The sequence below is a fragment of the Megasphaera sp. UBA4233 genome (genome assembly GCF_002395615.1).
GTDB lineage: Bacteria > Bacillota > Negativicutes > Veillonellales > Megasphaeraceae > Megasphaera > Megasphaera hexanoica.
This window is the reverse complement of the sequence record NZ_DGXL01000029.1, coordinates 19,504-45,455: the sequence shown is the minus strand read 5'-3', so window position 1 is coordinate 45,455 and position 25,952 is coordinate 19,504. Positions and strand designations below refer to the sequence as shown.

The following is a 25,952-nucleotide window of genomic DNA, read 5'->3' as shown; positions in this document are numbered from 1 at the left end:
TGTTACCTCCCGCTGCCGAGACTGCGCAGAGCCGCCTTGATAAGGCTTTCTACACTATCGCAGGCAGCAGCCTGTTTCTGGATGACCGGCAGCGCTTCCTGTTCGGAATAGCCCAACGACTGAAGAGCCGCCAGCGCTTCGGCAGCCATGCCCTGTGGCGCTGTCGCATCTTCCACAGTCACCGCCATGACATCACTGTCACCGGGCGTCCCCACCTTGTCTTTCAGCTCCAGCACGAGACGGTTGGCCGTCTTCTTGCCGATGCCCGGCAGCTTCGTCAGGACACTCATATTGCTCTGGCTGATGGCCAGCCGCATCTGATCCGGCGTGACGGCTCCCAGGGCGTTTACCGCCAGTTTGGGACCGATGCCATTGACCGTGATGAGGAGCAGGAACAATTCATATTCATCCTGGGTCAGGAATCCGTAGAGGGTGATATCATTTTCACTGACACTCATATACGTATAGAGCATCGTTTCTTTGCCGATGGTCAGATTTCCCAGGGTCGAACCGGACACGATAGCCCGGTAGCCGACGCCGTTTACATCGATGAAACAGGCATTTTCAAAAATATGAGTAATAGTACCTTTCAGATAACCGATCATAATTGGACCGTCCTTTTCAAACTCAGGGAATGACGGGAATAAATGGTATAAATCGCCATAGCCAGCGCATCGGCCGCATCATCGGGCTTGATTTTCTCCCGGATGCCGAGAAGGCGCATGGTCATATCGATGACCTGTTCCTTCGTCGCCCGCCCATAGCCGGTGACACCCTGTTTGACCTGGAGCGGGGAAAATTCCAGAATCGGGATATGGGCCTGCTGGGCCGTAAGGAGGATGATGCCCCGGGCCTGGCCGACGGTGATGGCCGTCGTGACATTGCGGTTAAAAAAGAGCTGTTCCACACCGATGACATCGGGCTTATACTTGTCGTAGAGTTCGTTCAGGCCGTCGTAGAGCATGACCAGCCGTTCGGCATCGGTATACTCCGGTGTCGTCTGTACCGTGCCGTATGTCACCGGTTTCAGCCGGCTCCCCATAGCATCGACGACGCCAAAGCCACAGATAGCCGTCCCCGGATCGATTCCCATTGCCCGCATCACTGCCGTCTCCTTTTGATGAAATACCATAGAAATAGAAATAAACAGACTAACGTTCATTATAACATGAAAGAGGCCGTTACACAAAGGGTTTCCCCTCTGTCACCGGCCTCTTTGACTCAATTTTTACACTAAGGCTACCCGTTTTTCACGCCTGTGTTACTGCGCATGGGCCAAAGCCGCACTTCTTCCGATGCAGAGCCGGTTCAGCTGGCATAGCTGCCCATTGATGACACTGCTTGTTTCCAGATTATGAAGTTCGCTGAAAATGCCGCGTTTCACCGGTGAAAATCGAAACCTTCTATCAAATCCATATATTAATCATAAATATTGCCTGGGAGAGAACAGAACTTTTCCATCATAACCGTACCGGTCTGTTGCTTGAACTCCTTCAGAAACAGGACGGGGCGCTCCCCTGTTCAGCCATTTTCTTTAGCGGTCTGTGAGCAGCCCGAGGACGATATGCTTGCGGCACATGCGGTATACGACGGTCAGGACGACGATGGTCACGGCCCAGCTCACGGGATAGGCCAGCATGAGAGTAAAGAAGTCGCGGTGAGAGGCAAATGCCGTATAGAGCCAGAGGATACGGACACCGCAGATACCAACGAGAACGACGACAGCTGGCGGCAAGGAATAGCCGTAGCCCCGCAGGGACCCGGAGATGATGTCAATGATGCCATTGAGGTAAAACGTGCCGGCAATACAGAACAGCCGCAGCGACCCGAGCTGCACGACGACGGGATCACTGTTGAACAGGGAAATCAGCGGTTTGGAAAAAAGGAGTACCGGCGTCACCACTACCAGGAGAAACCCTCCTTCTACGGCGAAGGCCACCTTGGTGATGCGGAAACAGCGGCGCAGATTCCGTGCCCCATAATTCTGCCCGACAAAGGTCGTTGCCGCCTGACTGAATCCATTGACAAAGCAGTACATATTATTTTCTATGATGAAGGCCGCTGTCGAAGCTGCCATGGCTTCCGTCCCCAGACTATTGAGGGCCGACTGGATCAGCACATTGGAGAGGGCAAAGACCATGCCCTGCAACCCTGCCGGCAGGCCGATGCGCATGATGCGGCAGAGTTCACTGTGGGAAAAACACATATGATGCCGCTGCAGGCGGATCCGGTCGGCTGTACGACATAGTAAGACAAATAAGATGGCCGCGTTGACGGCAAAAGAAAGGACCGTCGCCACGACGACACCCGTAAGGCCCAGACCGAAAGCGGTGACAGAAAGCAGGTCGAGGACGATATTGATTGCATTGGCTGCCACCAGACTGTACAGTGGCGTCCGGCCATCACCACAGCTGCGGAACACGGCCGCTTCGAAATTATATAGGGAAAGGAACGGCAGACCCAGGAGGAAAATCCGCAGATACAATTCTGCCATAGGATACACGTCGTTCGGCACGGCGAGAATTGCAAGAGCCGGAGACACGATGAGTTCCCCTATGATCATGAGCGCCAGTCCCATGCCCAGAGAAAGGAGGATAGCCGTCTGCACCGTTGCTTCCACTTTCTCATCCTTCCGGGCTCCCAGATACTGGGCAATGACGACATTGGCACCGAGGGAAATCCCCATGAGGAGCGTCACCAGAAGGCCGATGACAGGCATATTATTCCCGACGGCCGCCATAGCATCTTTCCCGACAAACCGCCCGAGGATGAAGACATCAGCACTATTAAAGAGCTGTTCAAACATGCCCATGAGGCCGACGGGCATAGCAAAGAAGAACAATTTATCGGCAATAGAACCGTGAAGCATATCCATCCCCTTGCGGGCCTGTTTCCGTTTTGTCTGTTCCATAAGGCACCTCCTTTATTCCTTTGCATTGTTTCAGTGTAGCACGTTTCGTAGGTTTCTTCCATACGGCCAGCCTGCTGTCCTATACCAGAACAGCACAAAAAAAGCTGCAACAGAAATGAATCTGTCACAGCCTTCTATGCATCCTATACGTAATAGTCCGGCATATCAGATAGCGTGGAGAATGTCCAATATAGCCAGTGCAGCCGTACATGCCGGGCAGTCGCAATACTTGGCCCCTTTAGCCTGAATATCTTTGGCATGAGCCAGGAGTCCTTTAGCGCCTTCTTCGCCGAGAAGCTTTTTGGCAAAATCGGAACCGGCAAAGCCAAGCAGTTCGTCAATGGTAGATACACCATTTTTCAGAGCGTCGATATAAGCCGGAGTTTCGGCATCTTTGTCAGCGGCAGCCAGCCATTTTTCAGCAGCTGCTTTCAATTTCGGATTGCAGCTCGGTGCTGCCAGTAAATCGTTGGTCTTAGCCGTTACGGCTTCTATCGTTTTTGCGTCCATGAGTCATTCCTCCTAGTAGTAACAAAATATCGTCCTAACATTTATAAGCATATATCATCTAAGTTGTAATGTCAATAGTTACATTTTTTTTATTTTGTCGGGAAGGAAGGGATAATTTGAAGGCTGGAAAAAGATAGTGGTTAGTGGTTAGTGAAAAGATAGTTTGAAGTTTGATGTTTGATGTTTGATGTTTGATGAAAAAAACGCAGGTCGGGAAGGACAGTGGTCGGTGGTTAGTGATTAGTAGGCTTTGGGCCGGTTCACTGCGTTGGAAGCCAGACGCCGCTGCACGTTAGAAGCCATCCCCCAGCAGCCAGCGGAGGACATTTTTCTTTTTGATGCCGTTGTAATCTGCTTCTGAGGGAATTTCATCCAGTGTCAGCAGGTATTTGGGATATTGATCCGGTATGGCGCGTAGCGGTTTCAATTCCCGTTCGAGCACTTCCGGGAGCAGTGTACTTTCTGCTACTTGGTAGTATTCTCTGGTTCCGGACCGTTCAACGACAAAGTCAATTTCTCCTTTGGGCAGCTGGCCAACGTATACCTTGCCTCCCCGGCGCAGTAATTCCAGGTATACGACATTTTCCAAAATGTGACCCGTGTCACGCCCGGTATCGTTGATCAAAAGGCGACGGAAGGCGGGGTCAACCAGATAGTATTTGGCATTGATTTTCAGCAGCTGTTTTCCCCGTATATCAAATCGGTCTGCCTGATAAATGAGCATACTATCCTTCAGACCTTGTAAATATTTTTCAACGGTCTTATTATCTATTTTCCTGCCAGCACTAGTCAGGGAATTGGCAATTTTATTAGGTGAAATGAGACTGCCTATATTCGCGGCCAGAAATTTCATCAGACTCTCTATCATCATCGTATCGCCGCTTCTCATCCGCTGTAATGTATCTTTGACCAGAATCGTATTGTAAATCCCTGACAGGTATTCCTCTACGGCCTGGAAATCGTGTTGAAACTGCAGGGCATAGGGAAAAGAACTCACTCGGACATAGGCGTTATATTGTTCAGGCACCGACAGGGAATCAGGCATTCCCTGACAAAATTCCCGAAATGACAAGGGCAGCATCGACAGCTCCACATAGCGGCCTGTCAAAAGCGTCGCTAACTCACCAGACATAAAATAGGCATTGGATCCGGTGATATACACATCGGTATTCTCTTTAATAAACAGGCTGTCTACCACTTTTTCAAAATTTTTTACATGCTGTATTTCATCGAGAAAGATGTAATTCATCCTATCCGTCTGCATCCGTTCTGTAATATACTGATATAATGCATGGTATTCACACAACGGTTCATAAGCCAGGTCTTCAAAATTTATGGTAATAATTTGTTCGGGAGCTACACCATGATGCAATAAATATTGCCGGTACAAGTAAAAAATAGTAGATTTCCCACACCGGCGGACACCAGAAATCACCTTAATCAAATGATGGTTCTGATAACGCTTCAAAAAATCCAGATATTCTGGTCTGGGTATCAGTTTCATAGCAACTCCTTTCTGGAATTGTTTCCTAATTATCCTATTTTATAGTAAAAATTTGGAATTTATTCCTATCTTTATATATAATATCATGGATTTGGATTTTATTCCAATTTTATGTAGAGGGCTGCAGGCCGGGAAGGGATAGTGGATAGTGGATAGTGGTCAGTGGTTAGTGGTTAGCAGGAATGCCGGTTTGCTGCGTTAGAACCCTGTCCGTCGTGCTACGTTCCTCGGACTCAGATGATAAAAGACCCCCACTACGATATTCATATATATCTGGCAAGGTGCTACAATAAGGCACTGTGTTTCGGCATAGGCGAGGGCTCACGACTGGGGGCGCTTTGCATCGGAATCATCGGCTATGGTGTCAGATACAAGGCGGAGGAAAGAGGCGTAGCGGGGCTACGTTGATAGACGACAACGCCGTAGATGATGCTATAACCGGTGAGGCAGACAGAAGAAGTCCCCCGGCCGTGAGCCCCTACACACATTTGCGCGTCGCTACGCTCCTTCAAATGCGGTTCTCTGCCTAAGTCGGCCGTTGGCGCCAGCTCCTGCTTCCCAGGGGAGCCATGCGATGCTGTTCTTCAAACCGGCACAGATGCAAAACGCCCCGCATCAGAATTAGAGGAAGGCTCTTCTGATGCGGGGCGTTTTGTTTGTATCAGTCAGATAAGGTTATTCTGTTATTTGATACGGCTTTTCAGTTCTTCCAGGGCTTTCTTCAGTTCCTGGATTTCCTGATCTTGTTTCTGAATCTTCTGATCCTGCAGGACATCGTTTGCCTTGAGCTGCTGATTTTCTGCTACCAGCTGGGCCTTGCTGACACCGGCATAGGAGTTTCCTTTGCCAATCTTGAAGCTGACGCCGGCGTTAATCATGTTTTCGCCGTTTCCGAAGTTGGTTGCCACGTTGAACATGGTATTTTCGTTGGGCTGGTAGAAAGCTCCCAGTGCTACACTGTTAGCGTTGCGGTAGTTGCCATATCCGACAGCAAAGTTCCATTTGTCATCGGGATTGAAGTCCAGCGGATGGAGCGCTGCCAGAGCCGCTGCACCGGCACCGACTTTGTTGATGCGGTTATCGAGGTTGGATACACGGCCGCTCAACCGGTTGATGTTCGTGGTGTTGTTCTGTACGCTGCTTTCCACGCCCTTCAACTGGCCGTAGTTCACAGCGTCGGTATCGGCGGTACCGGCTGCCACATTGGTAATCTTGCTGCCGCCGGCGTCGATGCCGTCCTTCGTCATGGACGGACCACCGGCAATGGAGACACCATTGCTGGAAATCGTGGTATCGCCTGCGGTCACCTTATCCACGGTGATGGCCTTATTCAGGGAAACCTTATAGTTGGCCGGTTTGGTGGCATCGGTTTCGGTGTTGGCCACGGTGATGTTGGTGTCGTCGCCAACAACGGTGCCTACGCCGCCATCTTTGCCGTCCTTACCATCCTTGCCGGGAGCACCGGTGTCACCTTTATCGCCTTTCGGACCTTGTTCGCCCTGGGCGCCGGTTGCGCCGGTGTCACCTTTATCGCCCTTATCACCCTTGTCGCCTTTATCCCCCTTGAAATCAGGGTCGCCCTTCAGGGCATCCTTATCCAGGGATACCAGGACGCGTTTGTCTCCTTCTGCGCCCACTTCTTCTGCTTTCAGGCCGTCGCCGAAGTCAAACTGCAGGCTGCTGATGGTCGGATTGGCTACAGGGCCGCCGGCCGTGTAGCTGCCGCTGCTCACCTTGCCACCGCTGTAGATGTGGACGGGCAGGCTAGCCACACTCTTCAACTGAGCCACGTTCACGGCGTCGGTATCCGCAAACCCGGCCGCCACACCCGTGATCTGGCGGGTATGGGTCCCATCGCCTACAGAAACCGCTGCCCAGGAGGATTTCCAGGCCTTGTCAGACGATTCGCTGGCACCCTTCTTCAGAGGATCATAGCCTTCCACGTCTTTATCCGTAGAAGCCACAGACCCGCTGCCAAGGGCCACGCCGCCATCCACTTTCACGTCGGCATTGTGGCCGATGAGGACGGCGTCGGAAGCAGAGGTGGTCAGTTCGTCATCGGCAGAACCCAGGATTACGTTGTTCGTCCGGTCGGTCAGTTTGTGGTTGTCGCCCAGCACCAGATTGGATTTGTTCGTATCCACGCTGCTGCTGGTGAGAGTATTATGGGAACCGATCACATAATCGTTCTTGCCATTTTCCACTTTATTGTAGAAGCCATCCACGTAGTTCAGCTGGGTGGAGGTCCCTTCTACGTATTCCTTGTCGCTGCCGGTCACCGTGTTGCCCACGCCCACAACCTGGGTCATGTAAGCTTTATCCACGGTGTTGCCGCCACCCATGACCATGACCTGGGCCCCGCTGGTGGGAACGGCTGCCTTCAGGGCCTCGTTCAGCTGCCTCGGGTCCTTCTGGCCCTGCATGATGGCACCGGCTTTTTGAACGTCGATGGCCCGGTAGGAATTGGTGACGCTGTTCCCGGCGCCGTAGACCATAGCCGCGTTGGAATCGGTGGTCACGTTAGCCTGCCCTACGATGCTGTTGGCGACACCGCTAAAGGCTCCAGAATTTTCAGTATTATTATTGATGTTAAAGGTACCATAAGACAAGGCCGTAGCCCCACGGAAATCCTGACGGCCTGAAGCAGCTGCCTGATTAATAACACCAGACAGGGAACCCGTTACCGTTGAAGCGATGCCGCCGGCATAGGTCATATACCCGGCTGCCAGAGCCCCCATTTCCTTGGCTCCGTCATTCTTTTCATTAGTATATTCAGCATATTGTGCTGATGTAAACGGTATATCCCGGACACTGTAATACTTCGTCTTCGAAGCATCAACGGTATCGCTCACAGCCTTGAGCTGGGCAACATTAACAGCATCTGTATCCTGCGTACCAGCTGCGACGTTGGTAATCTGACGGGTAATAGTCTTTTCTGCATCCAATTGTCCTTGTTCATTTTTTACAATTTGACCAACGGAAACAGCGGCAGCTTTCGACTTCCAGGTGCCAGTGGTATCAGTATGATGGTCACCATTTGCCGGGTCATAACCGACTTGATCCTTATCGATAACAGCTACGGAACCGGCACCGATGGCTACACCGCCATTTTTCTGTACATCCGCATTATGGCCAATCATGACAGCATCTTCGAGGTTTTCAGTATGCTGTTTCTGACCTGTGATTTCCTGTGAAGTGGTTATGCCGGATTCAGAGTCTTCGTAATATCCTTTAGCTTTTTCTACGACAGCACCGTCAGCAGAACCGATGATGATATTGTTATTCCCATTATTCAGTTTATGATAATCGCCAAAGACAATGTTCGATTTATTTTTCGAAGGATCGCCAGTCACTTCATTAGCTGTACCAATAAGATAGTCATTCTGGCCATTCTTCAAAGTGCTGTAGTAACCATCGACGAGGTTCAGCAAAGTTCCTTGCTTCCGGATAGATCCCATATACTGGGTCCAGACATCTGCGTCTCTGGATGCTTCTTTTATAACCTGTTCATCAAATGTACCTTCAGGAAGATTGCTAACTTCTGGCGACTCCTTATATTCAAAGTTAACTGCATCGCCAACGACTGTGTTGCCAACACCCATGACCTGGCTGTCATAGGCTTTATCTACGACGTTGCCGCCACCTATGGCCATGACCTTGCCACCACTGATGTCAACTATTTTCCCAAGCGTCTTGATTGCCTTTTCCGGATTAGAAAGAAGACTTTCCATATCCTGGCCGATCAAGCTTTCAAAATCTTTGTCCCCATTAGCAACAACTCGGCGATAGGAATCCGTAACGATATTGCCGGCACCATAAATTAATGCGCCATTAGAATTCTTAGTTAGATTGCCCTGGCCGACGATGCTATTCGCTACACCACTCTCTTCTTTGCTTTGAAAGATAACACGGGGATCGTCAGAGCTGACCTCTTTCTCTGTAACCTGGTCGCTGAGATTGAAGTTAAGCGTACCAACAGATACAGCTGTTGCACCCTGAAATCCATTCGGTTCTCCGTCAGTCCATTTATTGTCGATTTTACTTAAAGAACCAATAACGGTGCTGGCAATGCCACCGGTAGAAGTACCAAAGCCTGCGGCCATGGACCAGTATCCCTGAGCACCCTGATTGTCTTCATTTTTATATTTTTCCCAATTTGGAATCTGTGGGAAAATGCCTAACCAGTTATCACCGGGATCATAAATACTATAAAACCGGGTCTGGCTGTTCTTCAACTGTGCCACGTTGACAGCATCGGTATCGTTCGTACCAGCTGCTACGCCCGTAATCTGTCGGGTAATCCACTTTGACTGATCTTCATTCGTCGTATCACCGACAGACACGGCACCGGCCCTAGAAATCCACGCAGAATCATTTTTCTGGAACGGATAGCCCTGACCTTCTTCACTGCGCTGGTCATGTTTGACATAATAGCCCTTCTGCCCTTTTTCTACATTTGCAATCGAGTCAGAGCCAATAGCTACACTGCCATCGATAGTGGCATTAGCATTATGACCGAGGATGACTGTGTCTTTTTTCTCTGTTGTGATGGGCGCCGTTTCGTCGGCATTGCCGATAATCACGTTATGGGTCTGGTCTTCTGCTACGGTGCGATAATCGCCGATGACCGTGTTGGAATCAGCCCCCTTATTGATCGTGACACCCTGTCCCAGCACCTTTACATGGCTGGCATCGGTAATGGAACTGTTGAACCCATCCAGATAGTTGTACTGTACTTTCTTGTAAGTCGTCGATTTCATGGAGTTCCCCACGCCCATGATTTGTGAATTCTGGGTCTTTTCAGCGCTGTTGGCACCACCAATAACCAAAGTAGCACCGCCCGCACTGCTGGCAACGCCATCCATCAAAGCTTTCTGCATATCAGCAGCAGAGTCAAAGTGCGTACTGTAAGGAGAGGCATCAATGTAGCTGCTTGATTCTTTTACACTATTTCCGGCCCCCATGACAATAGCACCGTTGCTGTTGGTCACTTTGTTGGCCATACCAGAAATTATATTGGCGACGCCGCTGCTGCTGCTTCCTGTCATGGATTCATTGGAATTGAAGGTACCGATAACCGTAGAAAATGCATTTTTCGTCGCATTGCCAAGCGTATCCCATTTATCTTTTGCTTCATACGGACTGGTTTGTACATTATAGCTGCCAATGGTCGTAGCAAAACCGCCGCCGGTATAGGAATTGGTCCCCAGTGTGGTGGAGGCTACACCAAACTGACGCAGTTTGTCCGCTGTGGTATCACCGATGGAAATCTTATTTTCTGCCAGTGTATGAGCACCAATTTCGATGGAGCCTGTACGGGCATACGAATTCGTCCCCACGGCGATGGCTTCCGGCAGATTCTGCTTCGCATGGTTGTTATCATGGATGTCCATGCTGAAGAACCCCTCATTGACCTTTTCCCCGAAGGAAAGCATGGATTCCTGGGTCCCGCCGCCGATAAAGACCTTGGCATTCTTGCCGATGGCAATATTGGTCCCGTCGTTGGCCGGACTGATGTCATAAGCAATGGGCTGGGCCCCCTTGTCCACAATGTCCTTATCTGCCGCCAGTCCTGCACTGGTGACGCCAGCGGTGAGGACGAAGGCAGTGAGGGCGGCGACGGCTAATCGCGAAGTCCCCACCCCGATGGACGTCCGGCCATGAGCTTTGGCCAGTTCTGATGTAACGACATAGCATTGTTTTACATGACTCCAGATGACTTTGTATATTTTATTCATAAAACAACCTCCTGTATTATAATTATTATCATTACATAAAATAGTCGTGGTTTACTTAGTATTATACCATAAAACGTTATTTTGTCACAATTATATCGCAATTAAGTGTCCATTACGGTAATATTTTATTGTTTTTATGTTTACTTACTTCTGGTATATGATATTTTATTCTGATATATAAAACGCCAAAATGAGTGTGGTTTGTATATTTATATTCATCTATGTATTTATACTATGTTTTCTATAACTGGACAAAATTCCGACAAACGTAAAATGGTACGAAATAACATAATACAGGTATCAGTCCGTCTCTATTTTATAAAAACGCCATGTTCTCACTGTTTGACGCCTCATCTGTGATTAGGACACCAAGGCACTACAATTAGTTATTTTGCCTATTTCCTATAATTTCGCTACATCATTTGTTTCGTCTTACATTACATTTTTTGTGTTTGCATTTACGAATTATATTTTAAAGAACAATACAACCCGCCCGTATTTCATGTAAAACTTTCATGACAAGTCATTTTTCCCATAGAGCTGAGTTATAAAAAAATCCGCTGCACAAAAGGTGCGACGGAAGAGAAGGGATAGTTTGAAGTTTGATGTCTGCGGGAAATAACCGGCATCCTCTTGCTGGGTGGCCTGCTACACTGCACTTTGAACCGGCCAGGACATAAAAAAGCGTCCCTTTTAAGGGACGCTTTTTATGCTTACTCTTATTCAGCTGTTGTGTTGTTGACAACCTGTTTGCCTTTATAGTAGCCGCAAGTCGGGCATACATGATGAGGCATCATTGCTTCGTGGCACTGCGGGCATTCTACGTAGCCCGGTGCTGTCAATTTCCAGTTTGCACGACGCATCTTCTGACGAGTCTGGGATAATCTGTTCTTCGGTACTGCCATGTTCTGCACCTCCTTAAATCACATGGTACGTGTTTCTAGTGCTTTTCTTTGGATCGTAATAACTGAGCCAGGGCTTCAAGCCTCGGATCAATCTTGTCGGTAGGACAACTACAGGGTCCTTCATTCAGGTTTGCACCGCACTGCGGACAAAGCCCTTTGCAGTCAGGCCGGCACAATACCCTCATGGGCTCGCTGAGGATCAACGTTTCTCTAATTGTCTCCGTCAAATCGATGTATTCCCCGTTATAGGGCAATACGTCCTCGGGAAGCTCTGCTTCCGTACCATAGACTTCAGACAGTGTTTCATTCCGATCCACCGATACCGGTGTCAGACAACGGCTGCAGGGATACATGCCCGATGTACGAATCGTCCCTTCTACAAGGAGATGATTGCCATCGAAACAATACGTTCCTTCCACAGCTACGGTAGCATCTTTCCAGGGGAAATCATCTACATCACCGAGCTCGGCAGCCGGACGTTCAAACGAAAAAGGGAAATACTTCCCCATTTCTTTGAGTGCTTCTTCGACTTGTAGTTTCATATTTCTACCTCGACTATACTATTATATCTATCCACTTAGGCTTTGTCAATGATAAATTCGTATACCCCGCACCGGCCGCGCAATGGTCTGTCATTTGCCGATAAATTCCCTCAGGAGGGAGTTCATGGGGACGACGGACGAATCTACGGGCTTGAAGGGCTTCAGGAATTTGACCAGGCGCTGGGCTTCCGTATAATAGGGGCTGTCCTGTCCGATCGATTCCAGGAGCGGTTCGGCATAGGGTTTGAGGACGGCCAGTTCGTATGGCAGAGCCGTGTTGAAGATGGTATCGGCATCTTCCTGATAGGGATAGATATTCTTTTCTTCGCCACGGCGCACGTCGCCCCAGATTTCCATGGTCGCTTCGGGACCGCGGCCGCGGAACTGATGATCCCGGACCATGCGGCGGATGATGCGCGTGTCCGACGTGGAAATGCGGTTGTGGTCATTGATGCGTATCTGCGTCAGGACGCCCAGGGAGATCTTGACTTTTTCATAGCGGGGCAGCATGTAGGTCAGGGAATCATTCAGGGCGTGAAGGCCTTCTACGACGATGGGCTGGCCCGGTTCGAGGCGCGTCGGCTTTTCGTCGAAATAGCGCTTGCCTTCGACGAATTCAAAACGGGCCAGGTGGACGTCTTTGCCCTGATTGAGGTCATCGATCTGCTGGTTGAACAGGGGCACGTCGATGGCGCGCAGTGATTCGAAATCGTAACTGCCGTCGGGATTGCGCGGCGTATCTTCTCTGTTATAGAAATAGTCGTCCAGGGAAATGCGCACCGGCCGCAGGCCATTGACGCGGAGCTGGGTGGTCAGCCGTTTGCAGAATGTCGTCTTGCCGGCAGAGGACGGGCCGGCAATGAGGACGACTTTGATTTTGGGCCGCTGGGCCACGATATAGTCGGCCAGTTCGGCCAGTTTCTTTTCCTGCAGGGCTTCGGCCATATCGACGATATCCTGGATGGTCCCGTCCCCGATATAGCGGTTCAGGTCAGAGACGTATTCACAGCGGACGATGCGCCCCCATTCTTCCGCTTCCAGGAAGAGGCGGGCCATTTTCGGGATTTCCTTGTACGGCGGCAGTTCGTTAGGATTTTCTACTTTCGGGTACTCCAGTATGATACCCGGCGCATAGAGTCGCAGGTTGAAGCAGGTCAGGTATCCCATGCTGGGCAGGAGAGGCCCCATGTAGTAGTCCAGTATCTGCCCGCACTGATAGGCCAGGACATAGGGCACATCGACATGGCTCATCAGTTCCGCTTCGTGCTTGAGGTCCCGGTTGTGGCACATGGCCAGCGCCGTCTGGGTGCTGACTTTGACCTGGGTGATGGTTTCGTCCTGTTCGACGATTTCGTCCATGCGGCGCTTGATAGCTTCCACATCGTGGATGGTCACGTTATGGCCGATTTCCAGTTCACAGTAAAGGGATTTGCGCAAGGCATGTTTGACCAGCACCTTGCCGTCGGGATAGAGTTCGGCCACGGCCCGCACGAGGAGCAGGATGGCCGTGCGTATGATGCACTGGTTGCCTTCCAGTGTATTCAGCTGGTACCATTCGACATCGCCTTTTTCTTCTATTTTCGTCTGCAGGCCGGCCAGTTCGTTGTTGTACAGGGCCGCTGCCACAGGCGGGTCGGCTTCGGGACAGCACTGCCGGCTCAGGGCGAGCAGTGTCGTCCCTTTTTCTACGGTATAGTCTGTATTATGGGTTCTATCATGTATGGTAATCACCGTATCACTCCTCACTATATAGGTTAAATTTCAGGTCTCACTATCTATAGTTCTACAAAAATAATACGTTTCCTTTTTCAGAAACGGCATAAAAATGGTATAATACTTTTAAGTCATCATATTTTTGTCTCATACGCAAAGAAGGAATGCCCATGAATTCGCATAGAATACCCAAACCGGATGTCTCCATACTGGCTGCCATCTGTATCCTGCTTTTCTGTCTGGAAGCGGCGGTACTCAACTATGAGCACGTATACAAGGCGACGCCCGATTATTCCGTCCGGGTCCTCAACCGGGCCATACAAAGCGACGATGAGGAAACGGTCACGGCTCTTGTCGATGATAAGGCCATTGCAGCCGGACTCTTCGACGGCATGGCCTCGCGGGGCGGCGGAATCGATTCCCTGCCGGTCCTGCAGCTGGCCTGGGCGCCATTGCGGGATGATTTCATCACCGACAGCAGCCGCCTGTTCCACCTGACCATGCAGAAGGAGAAAGACGATGCAGACCGCGCCGGAGCGGCAGAAAATGTCCGTCTCCGCCTGCAGGCCCTGGGATTTCCCTTTCCCGTCTCGGGCTGGCACTATGTTTCTTCCCGCTACGCCCATAAGACAGACAGCAGCCACGCTCACATGACGGTCACCTTATATAATGAACGGCTCGACAGGAATCTGACCTGCACCATCGAACTGACCCGTACGGGACCGAAGCAGTGGCGCATTACGGGCCTTGCCGATGCACCGGCATTCATCAGTGAAATCAACGACGCCTGGGATCAGCGTCTGGCCGCATACAACCGCCCGATCCAGCGCCAGCTGGACGGACTGATCAAAATCCGGAACGTATCGGCCACTCTTGTCAAAGGATCCAATCATCAGACCTTCCTGCGCATCACCTATACGCCCGTATTCGAAGGGAAACCGGAAGAAATCCGGGAAATCCGCGGTGTCTATGAGCTCCAGCGTTCCGGCGACCATGCCGTGCTGTATTCTGGCACCCTGCGGCTGACGCCGGCAGCATCGGGCAAGCCACACACCAGCCAGTTCCTGCTCAATCCCCTCATCCCCAGCCAGTACGCTCTCATGAGCCGGGAAAATCTGGACGATACGAGGAGCCAGCTCCGCGTGATGAGCGTCACCCGTCAGGACGGGACGACCCTGTCGCTGGCAGAAAAATTGCCAAACTGAAAAAAACCTGTCACTGGACAGGTTTTTTTCACTATACCAGAGCATATGGATATAATCCGGGTAAAAAAGAAGAGGCTGCCTGAAAAGACAGTCTCATTCTTTGTATGCTCTCTTACCGGCCCTGCACGACTTCTACGATTTTCGGGCGGGCGTTGGCATCGTTCGTGATTTTACGGTCAAAGAGTTTGACTCCCACGACTCCGATGAGGAAGCCGATGATGCCGCCGGCAATTTCCAGGTTGACGACATCCAATGCTTGGGACTGGGCTATCATGCGGCCGATGAAGACACCGGCTGCAGCGACCAGGAGCGGCATGATGAAGCAGACGAATGCGCCAATGACGATGTTGACTTCCCGCATTTCGAATTTGACATGCTGCCCGACTTTGGCGCCGACCGGATTCAGTGCCTGGACGACGATGTGCTGTGCCCCATCACAGGCACCACAGGAAATACAGTCGGAATGACGGCCGACTTTGACATCGACGAGACCATTATCATTTAACCCTACTACGGTACCTTCTTCTATTTTCATACAAACCCCTTCTTTCACACTATTAAAAGGAATAATCATTCTTTATGATTCATCCTAAGTATAGCATGACGCTTAGCAATAATCAATACCTGAACGGTGCTCTTTTTACATAGCGACTTTGATTTTTTGACCTTGCTTGTTTCTTATAAAGACAGACTCTTCAGATAATCCCGGAACGAATCGCCCAAATCAGGACGGCGCAGGGCGTATTCGACAGTAGCCTTGAGGAAGCCCAGTTTATCCCCTACGTCATAGCGCTTGCCGGAGAAGCAGTATGCATAGACGGCTTCCCGGGCTGCCATGGTCTGAAGGGCATCGGTCAGCTGGATTTCGCCGCCTTTTCCCGGTTCGGTCCGGCGCAGTACTTCAAAGACATCGGGAGTGATGATGTAGCGGCCGAGAACGGCAGTCCGGCTCGGTGCTTCGGCAACGGACGGCTTTTCAATCATGTTGACGACGCGCATGAGACGGGGATCATCGGTAGGAACGCCCTTGACGATGCCATAGGAGGAAACTTTTTCCTGGGGCACTTCCTGACAGCCCAGGATGGTCGTGCCCAGGGAATTGTAGATGTCGATCATCTGCTGCAGGGCCGGGTTGGTTTCGTTGTATACGACATCATCGCCGAGAAGGACTGCAAAAGGTTCGTCATCGATAAAGGACTGGGCACAGAGGATGGCATCGCCCAGGCCGCGCATGTGCTTCTGACGGATATAATGAATATTGATTTCAGATATACTGCGGACCATGCGCAGCAAATCCGTTTTATGATGTTCTTCCAGGTTGAGTTCGAGGGCAATATTGGTATCAAAATGATCTTCAATAGCCCGTTTGGCATGACCGCTGATAATCAGGATTTCTTCAATGCCGCTCTGGAGAGCTTCTTCTACGATATACTGGATTGTCGGCTTATCGACGATAGGCAGCATTTCTTTCGGCGTCGCTTTCGTCGCCGGCAAAAAGCGTGTACCATAACCGGCTGCCGGGATGACAGCTTTACGAATTTTTTTCATACAATAGACCACCTTTTATTCAAACCAGCGGGATAAATCAAATTCCTCGCCAATCATTTCTTTTACATAGCCCTGTGCCAGATAGAGGCCCAGGAGGGAAAGCGTGGAGACGCGCAGCAGCGTGCTGTCCCAGATATCGCCGAGATCTGCCAGGATAGGCGAAATATCTTCCATGATGTCCAGTGCTTCTTCGCCACTGAAATTGGCAGGGCGCTTTTTAGCCAGCCGCATGATGCGGTCCTGCATGTCCCGGTCGGTAATGCCCGTGACGCGGAAGAAGCGCAGGGCCATGGAATCGTCGATCAGGGCCAGCTTGATGAGCGGTGAATTGAAGGACCGTACGACGTATTCTCTGGGGATGCGGTGGCCCTTGAGGGCTTTACGCAGTTCTTCTTCCGTAAATCCGCGGTAACGGAACAGGAGCGGATAGGAATCGGACAGGATTTCCGGGAACCGCGTTTCCTTGGCTTCCAGTGCCGTACAGTGGAGATAATCGAGCTGCTGGTAATAAGGCCGTTCCGTCGGGAAATGGTCGAGGAAAGGCATGACGTATTTGTCGATATACTGGCAGAACGTCGTCTTATCGACGTTATGGGAGTTGCGGGAATAGAGGAAGAGCAGCAGGATGGCCAGAATCTGATAATGGCCGCGGCCCAGATACGGCATGACTTTCAGGGCATCCATGGCGACCAGATGGCGCGTCGAGGCCACGGGGCAGCGGACGATATCTTCAAAGGCGCGCAGGGCCATAGTGGCCACGTAGTCTTCCGGCTGGGACGCATAAGTCTTCTGTACGTTCTGCAGGGCTTCCTGCACCAGAAGGGGGGCGACGGCTTTTTCCCGTTCGTCGTCGGTATGGCAGCCCAGGCGGTTGAAGGCAGCGGCCGTTATGTTTTTGACGTGCTGCTGGAAGGCATCGCCGGCAATACCGTACTGGCCCAGGAAATGATAGGCACAATCCCGGACGACCGTCGAATTGGCGGCGGCATCTTTGGCCCAGATGGATTCCTGACCCTGTTTGGTCGAGGACGTACGGTGCTGCAGGTCATTGCCCCAGGGGCTCTTCGTACGATTGTGACTGCTTTCCTGCCGGGTATGGGCCGAAGCCTTGGCAGCGGCCGGAGCCGTCCGGCCTTCCTGTTCTTTCGAAGCCGTATCGACCTGGAGTGGCTGCATGCGCCGCGTTTCATCGCCCAGCGCACTGGGAGCCGCATCGTGTTTCTGGGCCTTGACGGGCTTCATGATCTGCGTCTTATCCGATGGGGCATCCTCTTCAGCAGCTGGTGCCGTATGAACGGCAGCGCCTTTGCGGACGGCCGCTGCCGTTTTGGACGGAGCTGCCGGTCTTGCTGCGGGCGCCGTGGCAGAAGCTGCCGTAGCAGCCGCCGCTGCCGTTACGGCAGAAGCAGGAATGACCGTCGTCGCATCGGCATCATCTGCCGGGGCATCCGTGCCGGCCGGCTGATCTTTTTCCGCCAGGTCTTTCGACACGACCGCCGCCATCTGGGCCAGCGTCGTGTCTTCCTGTTCATCGTCGCTGACCAGGCGCGCACGCTGTGCCGCAGCCGCTGCCCGGCGCTTGCGGGTCGCTTCTGCTCTCTGGCGTATCATTTCTTTCTCTGCAGCCTGACGCTGTGCTTCTTCCCGGTCGGCTTCGCGGGCCGCTTCTTCGTCTTTCTTTTTCTTGGCTTCTTCCGTTTCTGCCTTGTAAGCGGCCGCTTCTTCTTTATCTACTTTATCCATGGCTTCGATGATTTCATCGCGGGACAACACCCGTGTGGCATCGAAATTTTCCTTTTTCTTGCGGTTTTTCTGCGGAGCTTCTTCGTAGACAATCTGTCCATTGCGCCGTACGGCTTCCCCTTTTGTCGTGACAAAGGCCGTTTCATCGGGGTTTTCCGCCCGTTCCCTGACCGTTACCGTAGAAATCCGTGGTACAGGAGCCGTATGCGACTGGCTTGTCCGCCGTTTCGCTTCCCGTTCATCATTGAGCGCTTCTATCTGAGCCCAGGCAGCCTTTTCTTCCGCCCTCTTCTGGGCCAGGCTCTGCTGCTCTGCCCTTTCCTGTTTCTGATGATTCTTTTCCGCTTTGTTCCCGGAAAAAAGAATCATGCAAATAATGAAAAAGATTACCACAATCCCTGCCACAATAATGTACGGCAAATAACTAGACATCTCATCCTCTCCCTCTATGACTGAAAAAATAATTCTAGCTCCTATTCTATCATAGATAGAATTTAACTTCCAGTTCTACCTGAAAAGAGCAGAAAGAAATAGAATATGGTATAATATGGGTCGAACTTACCCAAAGGAGGCTTTGCGCCATTACGGCGGTATTATGAAACAGTATAAAGCGATTATTTTTGATATGGACGGCACCGTCCTCGATACACTGGATGAACTGACGACTTCCCTGGCCCATGTATACGGGGCCCATCATCTCCCCGTCCGGACACGGCAGGAAGTCCGGGCCGCTCTGGGATACGGCTACACCGGACTCATAAAGCGGACCGCACCGGATCTGGACCCGGCAGAGCAGCAAAAACTAGCCGAGGAATTCAAGACCTGGTACAGCAGCCACTGCCAGGGCCATACCCACCCCTATGACGGCATCGTGTCCCTGCTGTCTGCCCTTCAGGCCGGCGGACGAAAGACGGCCATCGTGTCCAACAAAGGACAGGCTGCCGTCAGCGAACTCCACGAAGAATTTTTCTCCCATCTTGTATCGTTCTCCATGGGAGAATCACCGCGCTACCGGAAAAAGCCGGAACCCGATATGGTATGGGAAGCCCTGAAGCGGCTGGGATGTGCCAGAGAAGATGCCGTCTACATCGGCGATTCGGAAGTAGACAGCATGACGGCCCGCAACGCCGGTCTCGACGTCATCCTCGTCACCTGGGGATTCCGCGACAAAGAAGATCTGGAACGGCTCCATCCCGATTACCTCGTCCAGAGCCCGGATGAACTGGCCCGCCTGCTCCTTGGGCAGTAAACCGGCCCTGCCTGCTCTATGCCCATCGCATTACAAAACAGGTGCATACCAGCTGACCATCATAAGCAGCTGGCATGCACCTGTTTTTTTATCTGAGGAAATGCCTGTTATGGTTATACTTTATGATTTTTCCCGTCCTTGAAGACGTAGTAACCTAAATCGCGGTACCCAAACCAGTTGGCCTTGTTATCCCAGAAGAACTGATAGATATGGTTGGGAACCCCGTCACCGAATACAAAGAACGAAAGTTCCAGTTCATTGTCTTTATTGACAATCAGGTTGGCATGGGGCTTGTCATACCCGGCATAATAGTTTTTCGAATTGATGTATTCCTGCCAGGTCCCTTTAACCGGGTCATAGCCAAAAGCCGTAGCGTGCCTGAATTGGGAAAGCAGGTAAAAAATCCGGCCGCTGTCCTGGTCCTGGACCCGCTGCATGTGATGGATATTATCCTCTGTCAGGAGGTCCGTGATATATACGAGTTTTTTATTCTGCTTTACCGTCATGCGGGTATAGCCATAATCGCCTGCCTTGAGACGGATTTCCGTAGGTATGCCGTTATCGACGGATACGATTTTATAATTTTTGGCAGAATGTTGTTTGTCAAAATGAACATCATCGAGGACAACGAATTTGGCAAAAGCCAGATTGCACACCATAAAGGTCATAGTGCAGGCTGCGATTGCAAGTTTCTTGAGCAGTTTCAATTACATTCACGTCTCCCTTTCTGTTATTTCATGGCGTCGCGGATGACGGAATTGACGGCGGCATTGGTCGCTTCATCGTAGAGCGGCGAATGGGACAAGTCCTTGTTGGTATCCGTACCGGCTTTTTTCGTTTCGCCTGCCGGGCTTGCCGGCTGGGGGCGCATGGCGGCCGTGCGCACGTCATGAATCCGCACGACACCTTTCCCTATCCGTTCATTCAGTTTCTGTACGGTCGTATCGGCCAGAGGACGGCGCACGATGACATCGATGGTTTCGTTCTTATAATCCGGCACGGAACCAACGTAGTTCTGCACGCCTTCTTCGGAAACGATGCAGTTGATAGCCCTTGTCATGAGCTGGTCGTAATCGGCACGGGCAAAGCGGACGTGGCGGAATACCAGCACATCATAGCGGCTCACATCTTTTTTCAGGCGCTGCTTCAGGAACATGCGAGGCGAGCCTCTGAATCCGAGGACCAGTTTGTCCCCATCCCAGTAGAGCGTCCCCTGCTGGAAAAAGGCAGGCATGCTGCCATATTCGGCATTGAGGGCCCGTATGACCTGGCTTTCCACATCGACATGGGATACGTAATCGGCATCAGAATGCATCATATGGTATATCGTTTCGGCAGCAGCCGCCCGGGTCATACCTTCCCGGGGACGGAACAAGTTGTCCGTCGTCGTCATGAGGTCTTTCCTCTGGAGATATTCTACGGCCGTGCGGTTTTCCGGAGCTACGTCGGCAATGTCGCCGTAGGACAGCTGGTGGTTTTCAATTTCTTCCAGGCCGCAGTACTTCAGGTAGCGGTAGAGGACGGCGGCAAATTCTTCCCGCGTCACCGGTTCATCGGGGTGGAAAGAGCCGTCTTCATAGCCTTTGAGTATCCCCTGGGCTGCCACGGCGGCCATGGCATCATTGGCTTTGGGCGTCGGCGCATCACTGAAGACGAGCGGCGATTCCGGCAGTTTCAAGGCGACGCTGTATATGAGCTGCGCCAGGTCTCCCCGCGTCAGTACCTGCTGTGGGGCAAAGGTCTTTCCTGCAGCGAAATCCAGGCACTGGTTATCGTACAGGTAATCGATGGCAGCACGGCTCTTCAGTCCTCCCAGATCGGTATAGGGAGCTTCCGCCAGAGCCGTCACGCCGGAAAACAGGGTAAAGGCCGCAAACAGGGCCGCCAGTTTCTTCGGTTTCATCATAGTTCCTCCTGCTACTGAATGACGATACGCAGTACACCGCCGATTTCCTTATTCAGTGCCGTCTGGGTTCCTTTGGAAATGGAATTTACGGTGAGCAATACCTTTTCATTGAGATAATCGACGTCGGTCTTGACAAAGGAGCCGGTCGGTTCATTGGCGCGGTATACCTTTTCGGCCCGGGCCATGATGTTTTTGTAATCATTGTAACTGTAGGTCGAACGCTGGACGATGACGGAACCGCCTTCAATCTGGGAATCTTCCGCCAGGGCCTGTTCCAGCTTGTCCCGGTTGGCCTGGGTCTTGACGCCTACGTGGAGTTTATTGCCCTGCCAGTACATGATACCGTCTTTGGCAAAGTTCTTGATAGATCCGTAGACATCGGTGATGTCTTTAAATACCTGTGTTTCCAGGGTATTTTGTTTTTCCGAACTGCCCTTGCCGTTAGTGAGGATGCGGTAGAGGACGTTGACAGCTTCGCCACGGGTAATTTCTTCTTTCGGCTGGAAGGTATTATTGGCCCCTTTCATATAACCGGCTGCAGACAGAGTATCGACGGCTTTCCGCGCCCAGGGAGCGATGGCATTTTCATCGTCATAGGGGACAGCCGTATCCTGGACGGTAATGCCTTTATAACTCATATAATTATAGGCGATGACGGCAAATTCTTCCCGCGTAATGTTCTGCGTCGGGCGGAAGGTGTTGTCACTGTAACCGTTCATAATCTGTTTATCGACGAGGGAATCGATGGCCCGCTGGGACCACCGGCCCTGGATATCCTTGAAGCTGGTCTTGGGGACGGCCGGGCTTTCATTGAGCATGTTGTTGATGATGGAGGCAATGCCTTCACGGGTGATGGGATCATCGGGATGGAAATATCCATCGGCACCGCTGACATAATGGTTGTCATAGAAATATTCAACGGCCTGTTTTCCCCAATACGTATCGATATCGCGCAGACCGCCCGTCGTTCCCGCAGCCATGACGCTGCCGCTCAATACGGCGGCAACGGCAGCTGTCATCAGAATTTTTGTATATTTTTTCATGTTCGTCTCTCCTATCCCATGTAGTATGTTCAGGTAGCAATTATACTATCTGTATCATTTTATCACATGCCATGGTATGTCACAAGCCAGCCGGTCAATACTCGCCAAACCAGTGCTGTATCTGTTCTATGTCACTCGTTTCCTGCAATGCCAGCTGCAGCAGCAGCCGTGCTTTCTGAGGCGACAGATTGTCTGCACCGATCATCTGTGGCCACAGGGCTACAGGGCTGACGATGCCGCCGGCCGCCCTCGTCGTACGGGCGAAGACGATTCCCTTCAGCTGGGCCTCTTTGATGACTGGCAGGAGGTATTTCGGCATATTCCCATGGCCCATCCCGGCCAGGACGATGCCCCGTATGCCCCGTTCCATCGCCGTTTCAAGGAGCGCGGCCGTCATGCCGATATGACAGTACAGAATCCAGACAGGCGGCAGATGGTCTTCTGCCGGGCAGGTCCAGCGGGAGTCATACGTATGGCGGCGCAGCGGCTTCTGATAGAAGACGGGAATGCCATCCTGCATAAATCCCAGGGCCCCCAGCTGGCCATCGGTAAAGGTATGGACATGGGTCGTATCGGTCTTTTCCACGAACCGGGCCGAACAGATGGTACTGTTCATGACCTGCAGGACGCCGTATTCCCCCGCTCCGGGAGTTGCCGCCAGACGTACCGCTTCCAGCAGATTCATGGGGCCGTCGGCACTGATGGCCGTAGCCGGCCGCATGGCTCCGACGAGGACAACGGGCTTGTGGGTATGAACGGTGAGATTCAGGAAATAGGCTGTCTCATCCATCGTATCCGTGCCATGAGTGATGACGATACCATCTACGTCGTCCCGGCCGGCTATGTCCTGTACATGGCGTGCCAGCTGCAGCAGCAGTTCTTCAGTCATACTGGAACTGTCGATATTGCAGAACTGTTCTCCCCGGATAGAAGCATAGCTGGTCATTTCCGGCACTGATTGGATGAGATCGTCTATAGAAACTTCCCCGGCCTGATAGCCAATGAGTTCAGACTGGGACGCGGCCCGGCCGGCAATAGTCCCGCCGCAGCCGATGATATAAATAGCAGGCAGCATAGTGATTTCCCCCTGTCATAAAATGATACAGAATTACTTCATTCATTATACCATATCCGCCATAGTCTTCCTATTTTTACTGTGAAATGCCGGATATATAATAGTATAAAAATATGTACTGACGCAATACTGAACAAAATCCATCACAGCAGCCCAAAAGAGGCCGCCCCACAAAGCAGCGATTGCTGTATGGGGCGGCCTCTCCGTCCGATTTATCTCTATAGTCGTTCTATTGTCTTTCTACGCGCCTTCCGGACGGTTTTGCAGGCTTCTTTATTTTGCCATCATCTGGGCAACCTTATTGGCAAAAGCCGCCGGGTCGTCAGGCAGGATGCCTTCCAGAAGCAGGGCCTGATCGTAGAGAAGTTTGCAGTAGTCTTTGAAATCCTGGGAATCTTTGCCGGCTGCATGGAGCGTCTGGAGACGGCCAAAGAGGTCGTGATTGGGGTTGATTTCCAGAATGCGGCGGGCTTTGAGCATGGGGTTATTGGCTGCGGCAAAGGCCTGTTCCATGGCGATGGACGGGCCGGCTGCATCGGCAACCAGGCAGACAGCGCCGGATTTCAGGCGGTTCGATAGGCGGACATCGGCCACTTTGTCACCGATGACTTCCTTGATATCCTTGAGCAGGTCTTCATTGCTCTTGGCCAGGTCTTCGGCTTTCTTCTTTTCTTCCTTGTATTCGTCATCGTCGAGGTCAAGATCGCCCTGGCTGATAGAATGGAATTTCTTACCATCGTATTCACCAATGGCCTGTACGGCAAATTCATCGACCGGGTCGAGCATGTAGAGGACTTCCAGGTCGCGGTCGCGGAGAAGTTCCATCTGCGGCATGGCATCGATGGCAGCCCGGTCCTTGCCGGTAGCGAAGTAAATCTTTTGCTGACCGTCTTTCATGCGGCCCACGTATTCTTTCAGCGTGCAGAGCTTGCCGTCTTTGGAACTCATGAACAGCAGCAGGTCTTTCAGTTTATCGACGTTGTTTTCACCGGTCATCATGCCGCTGTATACGCCGATTTTCAGGGACTTGCCATATTCAGCCCAGAACTTTTCGTATTTGGCCCGGTCTTTTTCCAGGGTGCGGGCCAGCGTCTTGAGGATGTTCTTTTCCAGATTACGTCCGATGAGTTTCAGTTCACGGCTCTGCTGGAGCAGTTCACGGGAAATATTCAGGGACAGGTCCGGTGAATCGACGAGGCCTTTGACAAAGCGCAGGTAGTCCGGCAGGAGGTCTTTGCATTTGTCCATGATGAAGACGTGGCGGCTGTACAACTGCAGGCCCGCTTCGTAATCCGTATAATACAGATTAAATGGGGCGCTGCCAGGAATGAAGAGCAGTGCCGTATATTCGACGGCCCCTTCGGCTTTGGTATGGAAGATTTCCATGGGGTCTTCCCATTCGTAGAACTGGTGTTTGAAGAAATCCTTGTATTCTTCCGGCTTGATGTCCGATTTATTGCGCGTCCACAGAGGCTGCATGGAATTGAGGGTCCGCGTTTCGATCTTTTCTTCTTCCGGTACATCTTCGATAGTCTTGCCATCGGCATCTTTTGGTTTTTCCTTGGTTACGTAATCCATGGTAATCGGATAACGGATGTAATCGGAATACTTCTTCACCAGACCGGAAATCGTCATCTGATCGGTATAATTTTCTTCACTCTTGTCGCCGTAGAAATCCTTGCCCAGATGGAGGATGATGGTCGTACCGTGTTTCGGTTTTTCACATTCTTCCAGGCTGTACGTACCATCACCGGACGATTCCCATTTATAGGCCTGTTTTTCACCGGCCTTGCGGGTAACGACCGTCACCGTATCAGCTACCATGAAGGCCGAATAAAAGCCGACACCGAACTGGCCGATGAGGTCTTTGTCCGTCGAATCGCTGTCCTGGGCTTCCTTCAGTTTTTCCAGGAAGGCTTTCGTCCCCGATTTGGCAATGGTCCCCAGATTCTGCACCAGGTCTTCTTTATTCATGCCCAGGCCATTGTCGGAAATAGTCAGCGTGTGGGCATCGGCATCGGGTGTCAGGTGGATTTCAAAAGCCGTATCCCCTTCCAGGATGTCGCGGTTGGTCAGCGATTCATAATGAAGCTTATCGATTGCATCGGATGCGTTGGATATGAGTTCACGCAGGAAAATTTCATGATTCGTATAGATAGAATGAACCATCAGGTCCAGTAATTGTTTCGTTTCCGCTTGGAATTCAAACGTTTCTTTCGCCATAGTCACATACTCCTTTACAGAAGCTCCCGGCTTCTTTAATTTTGTGTTAGCACTCTTTTTACAGGAGTGCTAATTCTCTTTCTTTATAATACATCAAAAAGTCAAAGTGTCAAGAGGGGAAATAGACCATTGAACGG

19 protein-coding genes are annotated in these 25,952 nt (G+C 51.4%); 2 read left to right on the top strand and 17 right to left on the bottom strand.

Features of this window, described 5'->3' with window-relative positions:
- Window positions 1-2: 2 nt before the first annotated feature.
- The 9 genes from ruvA to B2U90_RS10285 form a co-directional block, all read right to left on the bottom strand.
- Entirely contained in the window at window positions 3-605 is a 603-nt protein-coding gene (gene ruvA / locus B2U90_RS10325; protein WP_150824951.1) for a Holliday junction branch migration protein RuvA, read from the bottom strand.
- Window positions 602-1,102: a crossover junction endodeoxyribonuclease RuvC gene (gene ruvC / locus B2U90_RS10320; RefSeq protein WP_075582054.1), complete on the bottom strand. Its 501-nt coding sequence runs from the start codon at window positions 1,100-1,102 to the stop codon at window positions 602-604. The genes ruvA and ruvC overlap by 4 nt, the downstream gene beginning before the upstream one ends.
- A gap of 432 nt (window positions 1,103-1,534) precedes the next feature.
- On the bottom strand, window positions 1,535-2,911 hold the full coding sequence (locus tag B2U90_RS10315) for an MATE family efflux transporter (RefSeq protein ID WP_292017726.1): 1,377 nt from the start codon (window positions 2,909-2,911) through the stop codon (window positions 1,535-1,537).
- 165 nt (window positions 2,912-3,076) lie between these two features.
- Window positions 3,077-3,421, bottom strand: coding sequence for a hypothetical protein (locus B2U90_RS10310; RefSeq protein ID WP_059075727.1), 345 nt, complete (start codon window positions 3,419-3,421; stop codon window positions 3,077-3,079).
- Between the two features lie 292 nt (window positions 3,422-3,713).
- Complete coding sequence (locus B2U90_RS10305; RefSeq protein ID WP_292017725.1) at window positions 3,714-4,925, bottom strand: ATP-binding protein; 1,212 nt, start codon at window positions 4,923-4,925, stop codon at window positions 3,714-3,716.
- 683 nt (window positions 4,926-5,608) lie between these two features.
- Window positions 5,609-10,663 (bottom strand): ESPR-type extended signal peptide-containing protein, encoded by a 5,055-nt coding sequence (locus B2U90_RS10300; protein ID WP_292017724.1) that lies wholly within the window; start codon window positions 10,661-10,663, stop codon window positions 5,609-5,611.
- 719 nt (window positions 10,664-11,382) lie between these two features.
- Complete coding sequence (gene rpmF, locus B2U90_RS10295) at window positions 11,383-11,568, bottom strand: 50S ribosomal protein L32 (protein WP_014016180.1); 186 nt, start codon at window positions 11,566-11,568, stop codon at window positions 11,383-11,385.
- A gap of 35 nt (window positions 11,569-11,603) precedes the next feature.
- On the bottom strand, window positions 11,604-12,110 hold the full coding sequence (locus B2U90_RS10290) for a YceD family protein (protein ID WP_059075724.1): 507 nt from the start codon (window positions 12,108-12,110) through the stop codon (window positions 11,604-11,606).
- A gap of 90 nt (window positions 12,111-12,200) precedes the next feature.
- Complete coding sequence (locus B2U90_RS10285; protein ID WP_292017722.1) at window positions 12,201-13,841, bottom strand: nucleoside kinase; 1,641 nt, start codon at window positions 13,839-13,841, stop codon at window positions 12,201-12,203.
- Window positions 13,842-13,993: 152 nt separating this feature from the next.
- On the opposite strand from B2U90_RS10285, the gene B2U90_RS10280 reads away from it, so the two are divergent.
- Window positions 13,994-15,028: a hypothetical protein gene (locus B2U90_RS10280; protein WP_292017721.1), complete on the top strand. Its 1,035-nt coding sequence runs from the start codon at window positions 13,994-13,996 to the stop codon at window positions 15,026-15,028.
- A 112-nt stretch (window positions 15,029-15,140) separates the two neighbouring features.
- On the opposite strand, the gene B2U90_RS10275 is transcribed toward B2U90_RS10280, so the two are convergent.
- The 3 genes from B2U90_RS10275 to B2U90_RS10265 all read right to left on the bottom strand — a co-directional run bounded on the left by B2U90_RS10275 (window position 15,141) and on the right by B2U90_RS10265 (window position 18,751).
- Window positions 15,141-15,563 carry a SoxR reducing system RseC family protein gene (locus B2U90_RS10275; RefSeq protein ID WP_059075721.1) on the bottom strand — a complete coding sequence of 141 codons (423 nt, stop codon included), beginning with the start codon at window positions 15,561-15,563 and terminating at the stop codon, window positions 15,141-15,143.
- A gap of 143 nt (window positions 15,564-15,706) precedes the next feature.
- Window positions 15,707-16,576: a UTP--glucose-1-phosphate uridylyltransferase GalU gene (gene galU / locus B2U90_RS10270; protein ID WP_059075720.1), complete on the bottom strand. Its 870-nt coding sequence runs from the start codon at window positions 16,574-16,576 to the stop codon at window positions 15,707-15,709.
- A gap of 15 nt (window positions 16,577-16,591) precedes the next feature.
- A complete protein-coding gene (locus B2U90_RS10265; protein ID WP_292017720.1) occupies window positions 16,592-18,751 on the bottom strand; it encodes an LPO_1073/Vpar_1526 family protein in 2,160 nt (719 codons plus the stop codon).
- A 163-nt stretch (window positions 18,752-18,914) separates the two neighbouring features.
- On the opposite strand from B2U90_RS10265, the gene B2U90_RS10260 reads away from it, so the two are divergent.
- Entirely contained in the window at window positions 18,915-19,568 is a 654-nt protein-coding gene (locus B2U90_RS10260; protein WP_075582046.1) for an HAD family hydrolase, read from the top strand.
- A 113-nt stretch (window positions 19,569-19,681) separates the two neighbouring features.
- Here the strand turns inward: B2U90_RS10260 and B2U90_RS10255 are convergent, their stop codons facing one another.
- The 5 genes from B2U90_RS10255 to htpG all read right to left on the bottom strand — a co-directional run bounded on the left by B2U90_RS10255 (window position 19,682) and on the right by htpG (window position 25,815).
- Entirely contained in the window at window positions 19,682-20,275 is a 594-nt protein-coding gene (locus tag B2U90_RS10255; RefSeq protein WP_292017719.1) for a hypothetical protein, read from the bottom strand.
- Window positions 20,276-20,298: 23 nt separating this feature from the next.
- Window positions 20,299-21,474: an S-layer homology domain-containing protein gene (locus B2U90_RS10250; RefSeq protein ID WP_292017718.1), complete on the bottom strand. Its 1,176-nt coding sequence runs from the start codon at window positions 21,472-21,474 to the stop codon at window positions 20,299-20,301.
- 11 nt (window positions 21,475-21,485) lie between these two features.
- Window positions 21,486-22,517, bottom strand: a complete 1,032-nt coding sequence (locus B2U90_RS10245; protein WP_075582044.1) for an S-layer homology domain-containing protein — start codon at window positions 22,515-22,517, stop codon at window positions 21,486-21,488.
- Window positions 22,518-22,611: 94 nt separating this feature from the next.
- The gene (locus tag B2U90_RS10240; protein ID WP_292017716.1) at window positions 22,612-23,592 is read right to left on the bottom strand and encodes an asparaginase; all 981 of its coding nucleotides are present in this window, start codon (window positions 23,590-23,592) and stop codon (window positions 22,612-22,614) included.
- A 273-nt stretch (window positions 23,593-23,865) separates the two neighbouring features.
- Complete coding sequence (gene htpG, locus B2U90_RS10235; RefSeq protein ID WP_292017715.1) at window positions 23,866-25,815, bottom strand: molecular chaperone HtpG; 1,950 nt, start codon at window positions 25,813-25,815, stop codon at window positions 23,866-23,868.
- Window positions 25,816-25,952 lie beyond the last annotated feature (137 nt).